This is a genomic window from Methanocella sp. MCL-LM (assembly GCF_049676595.1).
Lineage (GTDB): Archaea > Halobacteriota > Methanocellia > Methanocellales > Methanocellaceae > Methanocella_A.
Map to the genome: position 1 here is coordinate 1,287,306 of NZ_CP187259.1, position 14,856 is coordinate 1,302,161.

Consider the following 14,856-nt stretch of genomic DNA (forward strand, 5'->3'; position numbering starts at 1 on the left):
CAATGACAAAACCCTGATACTAGAGTTCGTCAGAAGCTGGCTGCGGTGCGAGAGCCCGAAGACACAGAAGATCGCTAAGAAGTTCCTGGAAGCCCACGACAACTAAGCCGGGGCTTATTACCGCACAGTAGTGTTATTCTCCATGGTGTTTGACGGTTTTCATTGATCTGCGGGCAGCGATATACAGGAGTATTACCAGCAAGGCGCCTAAAACTGCGACTCCTATTATGATCAGTGATGTGCTCTGGTTGAAATCCAGTCGCATCGATAAGATCACCAGCAGCGAGAGCACGCCCACTACCAGAAACAACAGCGTGTCAGCGATGAGAGCGACGAACTCCTGCGACCGGATACCTCTGAACAGGGGCTCGAACGGGAAACCGGGTGTCAGATTCTCCTTTTCGACCATAGACAGAGATAAAACTGGTAAATTTATAGCTGTTATTCGCGCATAACTCGTAGCGATTATTTTTGAGCTACGAAGGCGCAGCTACACTGCGCATGATCTATGCTTTAAAACCCCATCTTCCCGGGGTTCATGATGTTCAGAGGATCGACAGCATTTTTGATGGCCCGCATGATCTCGTGGCCTCTGCCGTAAATCCTCGGCATGTAGTCGCCGCGTATCACACCGATGCCGTGCTCGCCCGAGAGGGTGCCGCCTACCTGAAGTACAGCGTCGTATATCTCGTCCTTGACTGCGTGGACCTTTTTCCACTCGGCCTCGTCCAGCAGGTCGATCGCTATGCCGGTGTGGAGGTCGCCGTCGCCGATGTGGCCGAAGACAACCAGCTCCAGGCCGTGCTTCTCGCTTATCTGCCGGATCTTCCGCAGCATGAGGGGTACGTCCTTGATCGGCATCCCGATGTCCTCGGCCTCGTAGATGGCTACTTTTCCGGGGTTCAGCCGGCTGATCACAACGCTGACCAGCCGCCTCGTGGTCCAGATTTTCTCAACTTCGGCGCTGTCTTTTGCTATCGTCGTCGTACCGTCGCACCTGCGGCAGATATCGGAGATGAGGGCAGCTTCCCTCAATGTGCTTTCTTCGTATCCGTCGACCTCGAAGATAAGCATCGCTTCTCCCTCGGGTACCTCCATCTCGGGCTGGTACTTCTTTACCGCTCTGATGGCGCTGGCATCCATGATCTCCATCGCTGCCGGCGTTACTCCTGCCTTCAGTATCTCGACTGCAGCCGTGCCGGCGTCCTCCAGCCTGGCGAAGGCCGCCGTGATCACCGATTTCTTCTCAGGGACGGGGCATATGCGGAGCCTGGCCTTCGTGATGACTCCCAGGGTTCCCTCGCTGCCTACGTAAAGGCGGGTGAGGTCGTAGCCCGCCGAAGTCTTGGGCGCTTTGCAGCCGGTGTGGATGATCTCTCCGTCCGGCAGCACTACCTCTAAGTCCAGTACGTAGTCCTTGACCGTACCGTACTTGACCGAGTGCATCCCACTGCCGCCGTTGCCTATCAGTCCGCCGAGACTGCACATTTCACTACTGCCCGGATCCGGGGGGAAAAAGAAGCCGTGCTTTTCCAGTTCTCTATTGAGGTGGCCGTGGACGATGCCCGGCTCAACGACAACCTGCATATTTTCCACGTCTATCTCCAGTATCCGGTTCATGCCGGTCATGTCCAGCACGATACCGCCATTGACTGGCACCGCCCCGCCAGTAAGCCCGCTCGCCGAGCCCCGGGGCACGATGGGTATCCTGTGTGCGGCCGCAAGCCTGACAACTGCCGAAACTTCCTCCGCTGCCCTCGGCCTCACCACGTAGTCGGCCTTACCTCTAACGTACGACGAGTCGAACGAATAGCAGTACAGCTCCGCCTCGTCACAGCTGGCCCTGTCCTTGCCGACGATTTCCTGGAGTTCAGAGAGCATACGATTGTATCCTAACAGGTTATGCAAAAATAATATATCACGTAAAATATATATCTTTATCCACTTCGTCGTACAATTGCCCAATCAGATAACACAACGTACACGTCGTGTTAACCATTCCTGGCTGTACGGAACGTCTCAGAAGACTATACTATGCGTTTTTAGGCTGTTGCGAACTAAGAACAAGGTGGCCTGGCGCCGCACTTTACGGTCCCAATTATTTCATCGCATCCTTAAACTCTTTATACACTTCAGCAATCGTGTGGTGCCACTCGAACGAGCGTTGAGCATTCGCTGGTAGGCTCGCTGTCTGGCGTATTCGTCCTCTTCGAAGGCGATGCCCTCGTAGTTGACCTTCGAGAGGTACAGCCCTGCGGGGGAGGCGGGGGGTATGCCTTCAGTATAGGTGGGGTCGAACATTTTCTCTATCCAGTCGTTGGGCCGCTTGTTTTCGCCCACCAGGCGCAGTGCTGTCACAATCTTCCGCACCATGTTCCACAGGAACGAGTCGGCCTCGATGTCGATCACGTAGAAATCACCCCTTCTGGTGATGTCCAGTTTCGTGACTGTCCTGACCGGGTACTTGCCCGGCTCGATGCTGGAGAAGTTGGTGAAGTCGTGGGTGCCGAGGAACTTAGCGGAGAACTCTTTCATGCGGCGCTCGATCACGTCAGGGGCGTACATGACATACCTGTATTCTCGGCTTGTTGCATGCCGCCTGGGGTCGAAGTCATCCCCGGCATCCGCCCGGGCGTAAGCCCACAGGTCTTTGGGCAGCTTAGAGTTGATGATGCGGGGAGCGGTAAGCTTCGGGTCCGCCGCCTCGAAAGCCACTACCTGGCCGAGGGCATGGACTCCTGCATCCGTACGGCCCGCCATGGCGATCTTGGTCTTTGGTTTGATAGCCCCTACTTCTTCCAGGGCTTTCCTGAGCTCGCTCTCCACTGTCGGCAGGTTGGGCTGAGCCTGGGAGCCGTAGAAGTTCGTTCCGATATAGGCGATCTTCAGCGCGGTCTTCACTGTTTTTCCCTCTGCTGCTCCGGCTTTCGGATGCTTAACAGATATAGTGCGGCGACCAGCACTACGACCAGCACTGCGGTGATGGCCATCTCCTCTACCGGGATGTGCTCGACGCCGAAGACCAGTACCCTCCGGATCATGGCGGTCAGGCCCGCTGCGATGATCAGGCGTATGTCCAGCCTGTGGCTGCGGATGAAGACTACCACTGTCTGGATCAGCTCGACCAGGATGAGGATGACAAGCAGGTCGTTTAGAGACATGTAGATGGTATCGATCGTCATCTGGCCGCTCACGAGGCCCGAGAGGTCCCGGCCTACGATAAAGAAGGACGCTATGGCCATGATGATCAGGAAGAGGGCGACCAGGAGGTAGATGGCTGATTCTACCTTGTCGATCGCTTCCGCGATGATGCTGCTGAAATTTTTGCCGCCGTCGGCCATGTTACTCACCGCCATGTTTTTTTCTGGTATCTGCCCTGGCGACCATGAAGATACCCAGGATCAGCACGAACAACAGTACGGCTGTCATCGCCGTATCTTCCCAGGGCTTGGGCGTGGCGCCGAAGACCAGTACTCGCCTGATCACTGCCGTCAGGCCCACGGCCAGAACCAGCCGGGTATCGATGGCGTGGGTCTTGATGTAGACGATCAGCGTCTGGATTAAGCCCGTGATGACGAAGACCACCATCAGGTTTTCCAGAGCTTTGTCCACCAGCAGGATACTGGCAGGTTCCCTGACAAAGTTCATCATGTCCTGGGCAACGATGTAGAAGGCCATGAAGGCCATCAGTATCAGGAAGATCGCTACCAGCAGGTAGATGGTCGACTGAACGATGTCCAGGCTATTTCCTATCGTATTGCTGTATTTGTTTTCCGGGCTTTTGACGGTACTATCGGCAGCCATTGCAAACTAGGTTATATCGCCAGCAATAATATAAAGGTTAGTCTGCTACCGGTTCTATTCCGGCCTTTTCAGCCCGTACTCTGTCTGGCAATCCTCCAGCTGCGAGGCGGTGCCCACCACGATCAGCACCGATTCGGGATTCAGCCTCTCCGAAGGGCCGGGGTTAGGCCTGAACCGGTCGCCTTCTCTGATGCCGATGATCGTGCAGCCGGTCCTGGTACGCATGCCTGATTCAGCGATTGTCCTGTTCTCCAGCTTTGACCCTGCGACAAAAAACCGGGCAAGGAGGACGTTATCAGACAGGAGTACTGTATCCTTGAAGGAGCCTTTCTCCACGATACGGGCGAGGATCTGGCCTCCTACGGCTGACAGGGACATCACGTAGTCCGCCCCCGCCCTGTACATTTTGCCCACGCTGCTGCTGGTGTTCGCTCTGGCGATGATGTTGATGTGGGGATTCAGGTTCCTGGCCAGCAGAATGGTCAGCATGTTTCTTGCGTCGTCATTCAGGGTGACCACGATGGTGGAGGTGGTGTGGATTCCGGCTTTGATCAGGCTCTCTTTGCTCGTAGCGTCCCCGACCACCTGGTCTTTCAAATCGTACTGCCTCCGGTCAATGACGGTGTAGGGCACGCCTTTATCGTCGAGCCGCCGGGCCACTTCTCTGCCGACGTCTCCGAAACCGGCGATGATGCAGCTGGTAGCGCAGGCAGGGTGTTTCACACCTGCGATGGTCCCGGTGACTCTGATCTGGTCTCCGGTTCCTGCTACGACCAGCACAGTCGCCTCGTCGATAACCTCGGACGGCGGGGGGTCGACGATGAATTCGCCGTTCTTAAGTATCGCTACCACTGTCGCGCCTGCCTTTTCCCTGATGCGGGCGTCGTCCAGCTTTTTGCCCACGAGCGGATTATCGGGATATACCGGGAGCTTGCACATCTTCACGTCGCCGCCCAGGTCTACCGCGCCGGAGATCTCGAAGTTGATCGAGGAGAGCGCGGCGAGGCCCAGGTTCATGCCCAGGACCTGTTTGGGAGATACGACGATGTCTGCCCCGGCGTACTCCATGTAGCTGGTCATATCGAGGCTCTCGACTACGGCGATGATACTGGACTCGGAAATCTGAGACGCCGTGAGGACGAGGGCGGCATTCTTGTCGTCGCCCTCGTTCGCTATGATGTACTTGGCATTCTTGATCCTCGCCTCGTGCAGCAAAGACTCGTCCGAGGAGTCTCCCTGGAGCGCGCTGTACCCGTGCCACTGCAGATCCCTGACTATTTCGGCGGACTGATCGACGACGACCAGCGGGAGCCCTTTTCTGGTCAGCTCTCCGATCAGCACCTCGACCATCGTGTTGTGGCCGCAGATGATCACGTGGTCGGTCAGCCAGTCGGGCAGCCTCTTGCGCGGATTCTTAAACCACTGCTCTATGATCGGGTTGACCATCAGCGGGAGCACGATGGCAAACAGGATGAGCAGCCCGGTGAGGATTACGATCATGCTGAAGATATGGCCGAGCGCAGTGACGGGGTAAATGTCGCCGTACCCTGTGGTCGTCATCGAGATGACCACCCAGTACAGGGCCGTTAGAAAGTCCGCCTCGCCGACGTTGAAATTGTCCGCCAGCTCCATGAACAGCAGCGTGTAGATCAGGGTTACCGCGAGTATGCCCGCCGGATATAAGACGTAGGGGGAAGCAAGGGCACTTCGCACGTGGCTACGGATAGCCTTCAAGCTCATAAATCTTCAAATTATATTGGACTGCAATATATAAAAAAGAGTCGTGCGCAGGTTTCCCTGCGCAGTCGTATAAAAATATTTACTCCGGCTTGAGCATGAGCTGGGTCTTGGACAGGACCTTGCCGTCTGCTGCGTGGGGAGTCCTGAGGATGGCGTCGGTGGCCTTCTCCAGTTCCCTGGCTTCGTCGGACAGCTTGGCTGCCTCTCTGAGCAGCTCGTGAGCGCTGGCGACGGTGGGGATGTACTGCTCCATTTCCTTCTGCATGAAGCATCCCTGGAGGTCGATGTCTGCGACCTTCTCTGCGGCGACGAACGCTGCCATGGCCTTGGCCTTGGCGTACGGGTTCTTGTAGCCTGCCTCTGCGACAGCCTTGTCTGCAGAGATGACGATCTGGGGCAGAGCGGGGGTCTGGCCTGCTGCGTAGCCGGCGATGACTGCGTCGAGCTCCTTCTGGATGAGCCTGACTACGCCGGTGTTGGCGAGGACCTTGAGGACGTCTGCGTTGAACAGGACCATTTCAGTGGGGTCCAGGAACTGCCTGCGGGCGCCGATCATGGGGTCGCACTTCACGACGAAGTAGCCGAAGCCCTTTGCCTTGAGGTCGTCCTTGATCTTGAGCACGGGGGAGTCCGAGATCACGATGGTCGGGATGCCGGCTTCCTTGAGCATGTCCCTTGCCTTGGTCGGGCCCGGAACGGTTGCGTTGGGGCTGATGACGATGCAGAACTGGGGCTTGAAGTCGATGATCTTCTTCATTTCCTCTGCTTCTGCCTCGCCCATCTTGGCGCCGCCGCCGATGGTCCTGACGTAGATGTCCCTGTCTGCGCGCTCATCAAGCACCAGGTCGATGAACCTGGAGGTACCAATGTTACCTAACTTAACAATGCCTACTCTTACGGTCATAATAATCTTGTAAGAGATTGATGAAAAGTCGATATATATCTTTCTGCCCGGAGAGGCAGCGCATGCTATAACGTCTTCTTCTTTTAGCGTTCGAACCGGACTTTTCCGGAATGCCGGGTGAAAAAAGCGTAACATTAATATAGTAACATGTTGCCGGACAAGCGTCTTTTATACAATCGCCTGCTACTGGCCTTTCCTTTTTTTAGGTCGGGCGCTTCAGGGCAGGGGCTCGCACTGAAAAAAAATAAATACCTAGCAGTTGTATTACGATTGGAGGTTTTATATCTATGGCAGAATTTTCTACCACTATTCAGGAAAAGGACAAGCTTCTTGCAGCTATTGCTTATGTCCTCCCCATTCTCGGCGGGATCATTATTCTTGTGACGGATGCGGGTAAGGACCCGGCTATGAAGTTCCACGCGATGCAGTCCATCGTGCTGGGCGTCATTGTCTGGATTCTCAGCTTTATCTGCATTGGTGTCCTGTTCTGGCTCTACTGTCTGTACGGTGCATACGTCATCTACACCAGCAACGACTTCCAGTCGATCGTAGCCGGCTTCGTCAAGGACAACCTGATGAAGTAAAACCCTTAACCCTTTTTCTTTTTCTCACCCCGGCCGCAAAGCCTTTTATCATATCCCGCCTATATTGGCCTGAATTCTTATGCAGTGCAGCAGAGTGCTTGGCATCGAGGGTACCGCCTGGAGTTTGTCCGCGGCGATCGTGGGCTGGGACAAAGTGTACGCGGAGGCTGCTCATCCCTACGTGCCGGAGACCGGCGGCATCCACCCGATGATGGCTGCCCAGCACCACGCCAACTACATCAGCCAGATCATCCGGCAGGTGCTGGATTCGGGCTACGACTTCGACGGCGTGGCTTTCTCTCAGGGCCCCGGCCTTGGCCCGTGCCTGAGGACCGTGGCCACCGCAGCGAGAGCTCTGGCACTGGCTTATGAGGTACCCCTGATTGGTGTCAACCACTGCGTCGCGCATATCGAAGTGGGCCGGTGGCAGACCGGATGTCACGACCCAGTCGTATTGTACGTCAGCGGAGCGAACTCCCAGGTGATCGCTTTCCGGCGGGGCAGGTACCGGGTTTTCGGGGAAACCCTGGACATAGGCATCGGTAACGCGCTGGATAAGTTCGGGCGGCACCTCGGCCTCCAGCACCCGGGCGGGCCGAAGATCGAGGCGCTCGCCAAAGAAGGGAAGAACTATATTCCCCTGCCTTACGTCGTGAAGGGCATGGACCTCTCCTACTCGGGCATGATGTCGGCGGCCAAGGAAGCTGCGACAAAGTACCCGAAGGAGGACGTGTGCTTCTCCCTGCAGGAGAACGCGTTTGCCATGCTGGTGGAAGTGACCGAGCGGGCGCTGGCGCACACCGGCAAGAACGAAGTCCTGATCGGCGGTGGCGTAGGAGCTAACATGCGCCTGCAGCAAATGCTGGATACCATGTGCAGGGACCGGGGAGCCAAATTCTACGCTCCGGCCAGGAAATTCTTCGGGGATAACGGGGCTATGATCGCTTATACGGGGCTGCTGCAGCTGAAGTATGACCAGACGATCCCGGTCGAGGCCTCGGCGGTAAACCCTATCTACCGGACGGACGAGGTGGAAATCCCATGGCTGTAAGCGAGGGGCAGGGTATCGCACGTCAGGGCGCTGAAGCGATCGTAGATCTGCTGCCCGATAAGGTAATCAAGACCCGGGTACCCAAATCCTACCGGGTGAAGGAGCTGGACGAGCGCCTGCGCCGGGAGCGCACCCGGGCAGAGGCGAAGATCCTGAGCGAAGCCAGAAGGCTGGGTATACCAACACCTGTCGTCTACGACGTCAGGGACGCAGCTCTGGAGATGGAGCTGATCCGGGGAGAGCCGCTGAAGAACGTCCTCTCGCCCGACCTGTCCCGGAAAGCGGGCATCCTCGTCGGCCGGCTGCATCAAGGTGGCCTCATCCACGGCGACCTGACTACCTCTAACATGATTGTCTCCGACGGCAGGATCTATATGATCGACTTCGGCCTGTCCTTCTGGGACGGTACGCTGGAAGCCCGGGGCGTCGACGTACACGTCTACTACCAGACCCTGGTCAGCTCCCACGAGAACCACGAAGAGCTGATGGAAGCGTTTGCCGAAGGCTACCATTCCTCTTTCCCCGGGGCGGCCGAAGTCCTGCGCCGGGTCCGGGAGATCGAATACCGGGGCAGATACAAGACGGAGACGCCTTGAACGGACGTTTGTCCCTGTTTCCGGAGTATTGTCAGACATAAGCTATAATTCTGGTACATGAGTACTCTTGATCATGCTGCTGGAACTGATCGGGCTGATAGCCGGCCTGGCGCTGCTGGCTAAAGGCGCTGACTGGCTGGTCGACTCAGCCCGGGATCTGGCCTTTGCAGCGGGTATTCCCGCATCTGTGGTCGGGCTGACTCTGGTAGCCATGGGCACGTCAGTCCCGGAGCTCGTGGTGGGCGTGGATTCTTCTTTGATGGGCGTCGGGCAAATCGCGATCGGAAACGTGATCGGCGCTAACATAGCCAATCTCTGCCTTATCATCGGGGTCGCAGCGATAGCCAGCCCTGTCGTTATATCCCGGTACATCGCCCGGGTCGACCTGCCCGTTACCTTTGGGATTACCCTGATCTTTCTGATAGCCTCGCTGGACGGCACCATCGGGCCGGTTGACGGTGCCCTGCTCCTCGGAGCTGGCATCCTGTACCTGTTCAGCATTTACCGCCGGGCGGGCAGAGACCGGAAAGCCCTGGTTGCAGACACCGATACGCTAAAAAACCTGGTCCTGCTGATCGCCGGCATCGCCTGCGTCATCCTCGGAGGAAAGGTGACCGTAGACAGCGCTATCTCGCTGGCTGTCACCTTCGGAATAAGCCCGTTCCTGATCGCGCTGACCGTCATAGCGATAGGTACCTCGATGCCTGAAATGGTCACGGCCATCATCGCTTCCAGAAAGGGTGAGGGCGACCTGGTCCTGGGGAACTGCATCGGCAGCGTCATCGTAAATACGCTGTTCGTCCTGGGAACTGCTGCCATCATCAGGCCTCTGCCAGTCTCCGGCGTCTTAGATATCCTGCTGCTGCTGGGGGCCATCGTGCTACTGCTGCCCATTCTTTTAACCAGGTCGCAGGTCAGCCATCGCGAAGGCCTTTTCCTGATCGCCGTCTACGTCCTTTTCGTCGGGTATAAAGTGATTGCCGGCGTCAGCTGAGGCGGCATGGCCGCTCGCCGGCAATCCCAAAAAAAGTTTACAGCCGCCTACGCTTTCTTATATGCTGCCGCAACTACTGCCAGCCCGATGAGGGCGGCTACGATCTCGAAGCCGGGGGTCGGAGTTGGGGTTGGGGCTGCGGTGGGCGTTGCCTCCGGGGTAGCAGTGATGATCGGGGTGGCTGTTGCGTTGGCAACCGGGGTTACTGTCACCTGGACAGTGGCGTTCGGAACCGCCGTGGCGGTCGGAGTCACCGCGGGAGCAGGCGTGGGGGTGACCTCTACCATCTGGAGCGGGTAGTAGGTGCCGTTCTTCGCTTTGGCGAAGACGTCTACCGTGGCGTTGGTCCCTTCCATCGGGGCGGAGATCGTGGTCTTGAACTGGCTGTTGGTGTCAGTATCGCCGTACAGTGGGTCCAGAGTGCCGGCAGTCGTGTGGGTGGTGATGAACCAGCCGGCGCCGACCTTGTTCATCCAGTGATCGTACACTGTAAAGGTGATCGTCGACTTCCCGGTCTCCAGCGGTATGACTTTCTGGCTGACCGTGATGTCCACAAAGTAAGGCTCCGGTATCAGGACGACGTTGGCTGTGTATGTCACCTTCTCCGAGACCGCCAGCGAGTTGGAGAGGCTGGAGGCATAGTTCGGGCTCCAGGCAAAGACTGATACATTGCCCATGGGCACGTTGACGAACTGGTAGTTTCCGTCCTTGTCGACCGTCATGGTGAAGTTGCCGATCTGCTCGGAGGTGTTCGACGCGTTCACCAGCATCACCTGGGCGTCGGTGACCGGGGTGCCTATAGACGAGGAGACTCTGCCCGAGATGCTGGCGTTTAGAGTCGGCGTCTGCGCGAGTGAAAACGCTGAAGCAGTAACGACCAGCAGCATCAGCGCTGTGGTAACCAATAGTATGACTGTGAATGGTTTCATGTGAATCAAATATATTTAGCGTGCCGTGATATATTAAATCTTTTTTAAGCTACGATCTGGTTCGTATCTACTTACCCGGATTTCACAAGCTGCTCCAGCTCTTCCCGGGATATGCGCCTGTAACTGCCCCGGTACTGGCACTTAAGAGCCCCCGCCGCGCTGCCATACCGGAGCTGGTCCCGTAATTTCATGCCGAGGAGGCCCGCATGGGTGAAGCCGGCGGCAAACGCCGCGCCCGCACCTGTACAGTCGACGACTCCTACCTCGTAGGCAGGTAGCACTGTCTGCTCTCCGGCACAGCAGACACAGCCCCTTTCGCCCATGGTCACGATCGCCGTTCGGACTCCTCCGGCCCGCATGATAGCGGCGGCTTCTCCGGGGTCAGCAGCCAGGCTTTTAACGTTCGCTTCGCTCGCTATGGCTATGTCGAACGACCCGATAAACGACAGGTTTCCGCTGCTGGCGTTAAGCATCGACGGAACGCCTTCCGCCCTGGCTTTTTCTCCCAGCACGGCAGCGTTTTCACCGTAGCATCCGCAAACGTAAAGGCTGCGTGACCGGCGAACCAGCTCCAGCGGTACCGGGATCTTTTCAAGGGGCGTGTCTTCGTGGAAGGTGATCGCCGTCCTCTCTCCTGCCGGGTCTACCGCGACAACAGATACGCTCGTCTTTCCCTTGTAATCTACGTAAAGGTCGATGCCTGCTTCAGATATCTGGTCGCGGAGGTAATCCCCCATAGGGTCCCGGCCGATCGGCCCTCCGGCCAGCGCCACCTTCCAGCCCAGCCCCGCCAGGGTCAGAGCCACCAGCGTAGCGTCGCCGCCAGGGGAAATCTCGTAGCTTGTAGCGCTTTCCTGCGTGCCTGGAGACAACCCTGCTATGCGGCCTGAAATATCCAGTGCTATGGCGCCGTAGCAAAGGGCATCATATTTAACACTCATCATTACTTGTATTACGTGTACCAAATATTATAGTGACCGAAGGTTCGGACAGGATCTCCGGCGCAGAAAACTTGAAGCCGGAACAGCACTTTTAGCTTACCTGCGCTGTCCGGCGGGTACGTCGGAGACTGGCCAGCTCTTATCAAGGTGAGACCGAATGGACCGGAAGAGGAAGAACGTCATATTTTTACTCGTGGCCGTGGCGATGCTCATCGACATGATGATGTACACGCTGGTCATCCCTATCCTGCCAGCATATTCGACTACATTAGGCGCCGACGAGTTGATGATCGGTGTGATCTTCGGGGCTTTTTCTGTAGCGCTGCTGCTCTTCAGCATACCCTTCGGGATGCTGTCTGACCACGTAGGGCGGCGGCCGCTGATGATCGCCGGCATGTTCCTGCTGGCCCTGACCAACCTGGTTTTCATCCTCTCAGATAATGTGTACTTGCTCATCCTCGCCCGGATTATCCAGGGAATTTCAGGAGCCGCGACCTGGTCGGCGGGGCTTGCCCTGATCGCGGACACCTTCGACGTTTCGGAGCGGGGCTCGAGGCTGGGGATGGCCATGGCGATGATGTCCGCCGGAACCCTGACGGGGCCGGTCGTAGGCGGAGTGCTCTACGATCTGCTGGGCTACCAGATGACCTTCCTCCTGCCCTCTATACTTACCCTGTTCCTGGGCAGCATGTTCTTCCTGACGCCCGTCCCGCCGAGGTCGCCCGGCGAAAAGGGCAGCTACGCGAAGCTGCTCAAGAGGGCCCCGGCGGCGCTTGCCGTCTGCTCGATCGCCACCGTCGTCGGGGCGCTGACCTTCGGCATCCTCGAGCCCTTCATGCCGCTGTACCTCTTCCAGAAATTTGCCGCAACGCCGACGCTCATCGGGCTGACCTTCGGGGCGATGTCGCTGCTGAACATGGTGGCCGCCCCGGTGGTAGGTAACCTGTACGATCGTTTCGGCGGGAGAGGCCTGATAACCTCGGGCATGATACTCTCGGGGCTGCTCATTGCGGTCACCATGCTAATGCCCTCGATGCTGCTCACGATCCTGGCCTTCGCGGTGGTCGGTATAACCATAAACATGGCACTGACTCCCATGTTGCCTCTGCTGACCGACCTCTTCGGCGGGGACGAGGGCAGCTCCCAGGGCTTTCTCTACGGCATCTACAACACCCTCTTCTCGCTCGGGCTGACCATCGGCCCGTTCCTCGGGGGTGCCTTAATTGTCAAGTACTCCATGCCGCTAACCGTTTTCGGGCAGTCGATCTTGCTGGCCCTGACCGGGCTGCTGATCTTCGCCGTCATCCGGGATAGAAAGGCGACCCGGGAGCACGAGCCATAAAAGCCCGTACTCCAGGCATATCCTGTACAGTTGCGGCCGCATACATATCGTAACCTTTTTATACTACCTGTTCAGGTCTCCCCAGAAGCCTTTTATAGCACCGTCTCCGAATGAATCGTTTACAGACATGATCTGGCGTAAGCAGGCCGCATCGGCCTCGAATGCCAAGCATGCCGTCGAGAACTAGCTCCCGGGCGATGTCCGAGGAGGGCTTTACATGGAATCAATTATCAAGACGGTAAACCTGACGAAATCTTACGGCAAGAGCCGCGGGATCGAGAATGTCAACATCAACGTAAACCGGGGCGATATTTTCGGCTTCCTCGGCCCCAACGGGGCCGGCAAGTCGACGACAATCCGCACGCTGCTGGACTTCATCCGGCCCACGAGCGGCAGCGCCACCATCTTCGGCCTCGACTGCCAGAAGGATACGGTGCAGATCAAGAAGCGAATTGGCTACATACCCGGTGATTTCGGGCTGTACGGCAACATGTCCGGGTGGAAGTTCCTGGAGTACTTCGGCAAGGTACGCGGCGGCTACGATGCGGAAGCTGCAAAGGCATATGCCGCGAGGCTGGACATCAAGCTCGACCGCAGGATGAAAGAGTACTCGAGAGGTATGCGCCAGAAGGTTGCGATCATCCAGGCGTTCATGAACGACCCGGACCTGATCATCATGGACGAGCCGACCAACGGCCTGGACCCGCTGGTCCAGCAGACCTTCACCGACCTGATCCGGGAAAAGGCCGCCGAAGGCACGACGATCTTCATGTCCTCCCACGTGCTCTCCGACGTGGAGAAGGTCTGCAACAGGGTCGCCATCATCAAGGGCGGCAAGATCGCCACCGAGGAGAAAGTGGAAGACCTGCGGAAGAAGGCTGGCAACGTCGTCCAGGTGAAATTCGCGGAAGAGGTCGACCCGGCCGCTTTCGCAATGCCCGGAGTCAGCCCTGTGAGGCAGAATGGCTATCTCAAGATGACTGTGACCGGCAACATGGAAGGCGTGCTCGGTGAGATATCCAGGCACAAGGTAGCGGATATCACTATTCACCAGATGACGCTGGAAGAAATATTCATGCACTACTACGAAGGAGGCAAGTAAGATGGCGTTCGAAGTATTGAAGCAGGCGATCAAGGACAAGTACAAGGGGGCTATACTGGCGTCGGCACTGCTGTTAGTGTACGTTTTCTGGATGGCCTCGTTCTACCCGGCTCTAAAAGACTCGATGGCCATGTACGATCAGCTGCTCGAAAACCCGACCTTCAAGGCAATGCTCGGCAGCGAGATCGCAGGCATGGGATCGTTCTCAGGGTTCATGACTGTAGAACTGTTCAGCTACATCGGCCTGATCCTCGGAGCTTATGCCGCGTTCCTCGCTGCTTCCTTCATAGCGGGGGAGATCGAGCAGAAGTCCAGCGAGCTGATGCTGTCGCTGCCTGTCAGCCGGGAGAACATTATCCTGTCCCGGTTCGCTACCCTGGTACCCATCACCATAGCTGTCTCTGTAGCCATGCTGCTGGGCATCTATGCAGGAGCAGCCTTCATCGGCGAGCCTGTCGAGATCGTGTGGTTCGCCTACGGCATGCTGTTCACCTGTGTGTTCATGCTGACCGTCGGCTCGGGAGCCTTGCTCCTGTCGGCGCTGATGAGCGATGGCAAGAAGGCGGCGTTCTCGGCGATCGGCATCCTGCTGGTCATGTTCCTCGTGGAAAACATCGGCTCCATGATCACGAGCATCGACTGGGCGAGAAAGCTGTCCCTGTACCACTACGCAAAGGTTACTACAATCGTGCTCAACCACGACGTGAACTGGGGGAACCTGGGCATCCTGCTCGCCGTGGCAGTGGTATTCCTGGTACTGGCGGTCATCGCCTTCAAGCGCAGAGACGTGAACGTATCGTGAGCCTGATGGCTCACGAATAATTTTTTAAATTATTATTTTCACCCTCCTCTCGCAACAGCTATATCTC

At 57.3% G+C, this 14,856-nt stretch carries 16 protein-coding genes; 7 read left to right on the forward strand and 9 right to left on the reverse strand.

The features are described from left to right. Window positions 1-133: 133 nt before the first annotated feature. The 7 genes from ACPLPM_RS06430 to ACPLPM_RS06460 all read right to left on the reverse strand — a co-directional run bounded on the left by ACPLPM_RS06430 (window position 134) and on the right by ACPLPM_RS06460 (window position 6,448). Window positions 134-409: a hypothetical protein gene (locus ACPLPM_RS06430; RefSeq protein ID WP_424359414.1), complete on the reverse strand. Its 276-nt coding sequence runs from the start codon at window positions 407-409 to the stop codon at window positions 134-136. A 104-nt stretch (window positions 410-513) separates the two neighbouring features. Then, window positions 514-1,881, reverse strand: a complete 1,368-nt coding sequence (locus tag ACPLPM_RS06435; RefSeq protein ID WP_424359415.1) for an FAD-binding oxidoreductase — start codon at window positions 1,879-1,881, stop codon at window positions 514-516. Window positions 1,882-2,103: 222 nt separating this feature from the next. After that, window positions 2,104-2,901, reverse strand: coding sequence for a tRNA pseudouridine(38-40) synthase TruA (gene truA / locus ACPLPM_RS06440; RefSeq protein ID WP_424359416.1), 798 nt, complete (start codon window positions 2,899-2,901; stop codon window positions 2,104-2,106). Continuing rightward, the gene (locus ACPLPM_RS06445) at window positions 2,898-3,341 is read right to left on the reverse strand and encodes a phosphate-starvation-inducible PsiE family protein (protein ID WP_424359417.1); all 444 of its coding nucleotides are present in this window, start codon (window positions 3,339-3,341) and stop codon (window positions 2,898-2,900) included. The genes truA and ACPLPM_RS06445 overlap by 4 nt, the downstream gene beginning before the upstream one ends. 1 nt (window position 3,342) lies before the next feature. Beyond that, a complete protein-coding gene (locus ACPLPM_RS06450) occupies window positions 3,343-3,804 on the reverse strand; it encodes a phosphate-starvation-inducible PsiE family protein (RefSeq protein WP_424359418.1) in 462 nt (153 codons plus the stop codon). A gap of 54 nt (window positions 3,805-3,858) precedes the next feature. Further along, window positions 3,859-5,544: a potassium channel family protein gene (locus ACPLPM_RS06455; protein WP_424359419.1), complete on the reverse strand. Its 1,686-nt coding sequence runs from the start codon at window positions 5,542-5,544 to the stop codon at window positions 3,859-3,861. Between the two features lie 79 nt (window positions 5,545-5,623). Then, window positions 5,624-6,448, reverse strand: coding sequence for a F420-dependent methylenetetrahydromethanopterin dehydrogenase (locus ACPLPM_RS06460; protein ID WP_424359420.1), 825 nt, complete (start codon window positions 6,446-6,448; stop codon window positions 5,624-5,626). Window positions 6,449-6,735: 287 nt separating this feature from the next. Here ACPLPM_RS06460 and ACPLPM_RS06465 point away from each other — a divergent pair, with 287 nt between their 5' ends. The 4 genes from ACPLPM_RS06465 (at window position 6,736) to ACPLPM_RS06480 (ending at window position 9,673) form a co-directional block, all read left to right on the forward strand. After that, window positions 6,736-7,032, forward strand: a complete 297-nt coding sequence (locus ACPLPM_RS06465; protein WP_424359421.1) for a hypothetical protein — start codon at window positions 6,736-6,738, stop codon at window positions 7,030-7,032. Between the two features lie 79 nt (window positions 7,033-7,111). After that, a complete protein-coding gene (locus ACPLPM_RS06470) occupies window positions 7,112-8,083 on the forward strand; it encodes a bifunctional N(6)-L-threonylcarbamoyladenine synthase/serine/threonine protein kinase (RefSeq protein WP_424359422.1) in 972 nt (323 codons plus the stop codon). Continuing rightward, entirely contained in the window at window positions 8,074-8,679 is a 606-nt protein-coding gene (locus tag ACPLPM_RS06475) for a Kae1-associated kinase Bud32 (protein WP_424359423.1), read from the forward strand. The genes ACPLPM_RS06470 and ACPLPM_RS06475 overlap by 10 nt, the downstream gene beginning before the upstream one ends. A gap of 73 nt (window positions 8,680-8,752) precedes the next feature. After that, window positions 8,753-9,673, forward strand: a complete 921-nt coding sequence (locus ACPLPM_RS06480) for a calcium/sodium antiporter (protein ID WP_424359424.1) — start codon at window positions 8,753-8,755, stop codon at window positions 9,671-9,673. A 47-nt stretch (window positions 9,674-9,720) separates the two neighbouring features. Here ACPLPM_RS06480 and ACPLPM_RS06485 read toward each other — a convergent pair whose 3' ends face one another. Beyond that, a complete protein-coding gene (locus ACPLPM_RS06485) occupies window positions 9,721-10,602 on the reverse strand; it encodes a carboxypeptidase-like regulatory domain-containing protein (RefSeq protein ID WP_424359425.1) in 882 nt (293 codons plus the stop codon). Window positions 10,603-10,673: 71 nt separating this feature from the next. Continuing rightward, window positions 10,674-11,546, reverse strand: coding sequence for a carbohydrate kinase family protein (locus ACPLPM_RS06490; RefSeq protein ID WP_424359426.1), 873 nt, complete (start codon window positions 11,544-11,546; stop codon window positions 10,674-10,676). Window positions 11,547-11,700: 154 nt separating this feature from the next. Between ACPLPM_RS06490 and ACPLPM_RS06495 the strand changes: the two genes are divergently transcribed. From ACPLPM_RS06495 to ACPLPM_RS06505, 3 genes are all read left to right on the forward strand, one after another. Then, window positions 11,701-12,885 (forward strand): MFS transporter, encoded by a 1,185-nt coding sequence (locus ACPLPM_RS06495; RefSeq protein ID WP_424359427.1) that lies wholly within the window; start codon window positions 11,701-11,703, stop codon window positions 12,883-12,885. Window positions 12,886-13,102: 217 nt separating this feature from the next. Continuing rightward, on the forward strand, window positions 13,103-13,987 hold the full coding sequence (locus tag ACPLPM_RS06500; RefSeq protein WP_424359428.1) for an ABC transporter ATP-binding protein: 885 nt from the start codon (window positions 13,103-13,105) through the stop codon (window positions 13,985-13,987). Between the two features lies 1 nt (window position 13,988). Continuing rightward, window positions 13,989-14,789, forward strand: coding sequence for an ABC transporter permease subunit (locus ACPLPM_RS06505; protein WP_424359429.1), 801 nt, complete (start codon window positions 13,989-13,991; stop codon window positions 14,787-14,789). Window positions 14,790-14,856 lie beyond the last annotated feature (67 nt).

Excerpts from the sequence above, each read along its gene's own strand:
- ACPLPM_RS06445 (WP_424359417.1), bottom strand. The coding sequence starts at position 3,341 with ATGGCCGACGGCGGCAAAAATTTCAGCAGCATCATCGCGGAAGCGATC.
- ACPLPM_RS06450 (WP_424359418.1), bottom strand. The coding sequence starts at position 3,804 with ATGGCTGCCGATAGTACCGTCAAAAGCCCGGAAAACAAATACAGCAAT.
- ACPLPM_RS06480 (WP_424359424.1), top strand. The coding sequence starts at position 8,753 with ATGCTGCTGGAACTGATCGGGCTGATAGCCGGCCTGGCGCTGCTGGCT.
- ACPLPM_RS06435 (WP_424359415.1), bottom strand. The coding sequence starts at position 1,881 with ATGCTCTCTGAACTCCAGGAAATCGTCGGCAAGGACAGGGCCAGCTGT.
- ACPLPM_RS06430 (WP_424359414.1), bottom strand. The coding sequence starts at position 409 with ATGGTCGAAAAGGAGAATCTGACACCCGGTTTCCCGTTCGAGCCCCTG.
- ACPLPM_RS06460 (WP_424359420.1), bottom strand. The coding sequence starts at position 6,448 with ATGACCGTAAGAGTAGGCATTGTTAAGTTAGGTAACATTGGTACCTCC.
- ACPLPM_RS06485 (WP_424359425.1), bottom strand. The coding sequence starts at position 10,602 with ATGAAACCATTCACAGTCATACTATTGGTTACCACAGCGCTGATGCTG.
- ACPLPM_RS06490 (WP_424359426.1), bottom strand. The coding sequence starts at position 11,546 with ATGATGAGTGTTAAATATGATGCCCTTTGCTACGGCGCCATAGCACTG.
- ACPLPM_RS06500 (WP_424359428.1), top strand. The coding sequence starts at position 13,103 with ATGGAATCAATTATCAAGACGGTAAACCTGACGAAATCTTACGGCAAG.
- ACPLPM_RS06455 (WP_424359419.1), bottom strand. The coding sequence starts at position 5,544 with ATGAGCTTGAAGGCTATCCGTAGCCACGTGCGAAGTGCCCTTGCTTCC.
- ACPLPM_RS06475 (WP_424359423.1), top strand. The coding sequence starts at position 8,074 with ATGGCTGTAAGCGAGGGGCAGGGTATCGCACGTCAGGGCGCTGAAGCG.
- ACPLPM_RS06495 (WP_424359427.1), top strand. The coding sequence starts at position 11,701 with ATGGACCGGAAGAGGAAGAACGTCATATTTTTACTCGTGGCCGTGGCG.
- ACPLPM_RS06505 (WP_424359429.1), top strand. The coding sequence starts at position 13,989 with ATGGCGTTCGAAGTATTGAAGCAGGCGATCAAGGACAAGTACAAGGGG.
- ACPLPM_RS06465 (WP_424359421.1), top strand. The coding sequence starts at position 6,736 with ATGGCAGAATTTTCTACCACTATTCAGGAAAAGGACAAGCTTCTTGCA.
- ACPLPM_RS06470 (WP_424359422.1), top strand. The coding sequence starts at position 7,112 with ATGCAGTGCAGCAGAGTGCTTGGCATCGAGGGTACCGCCTGGAGTTTG.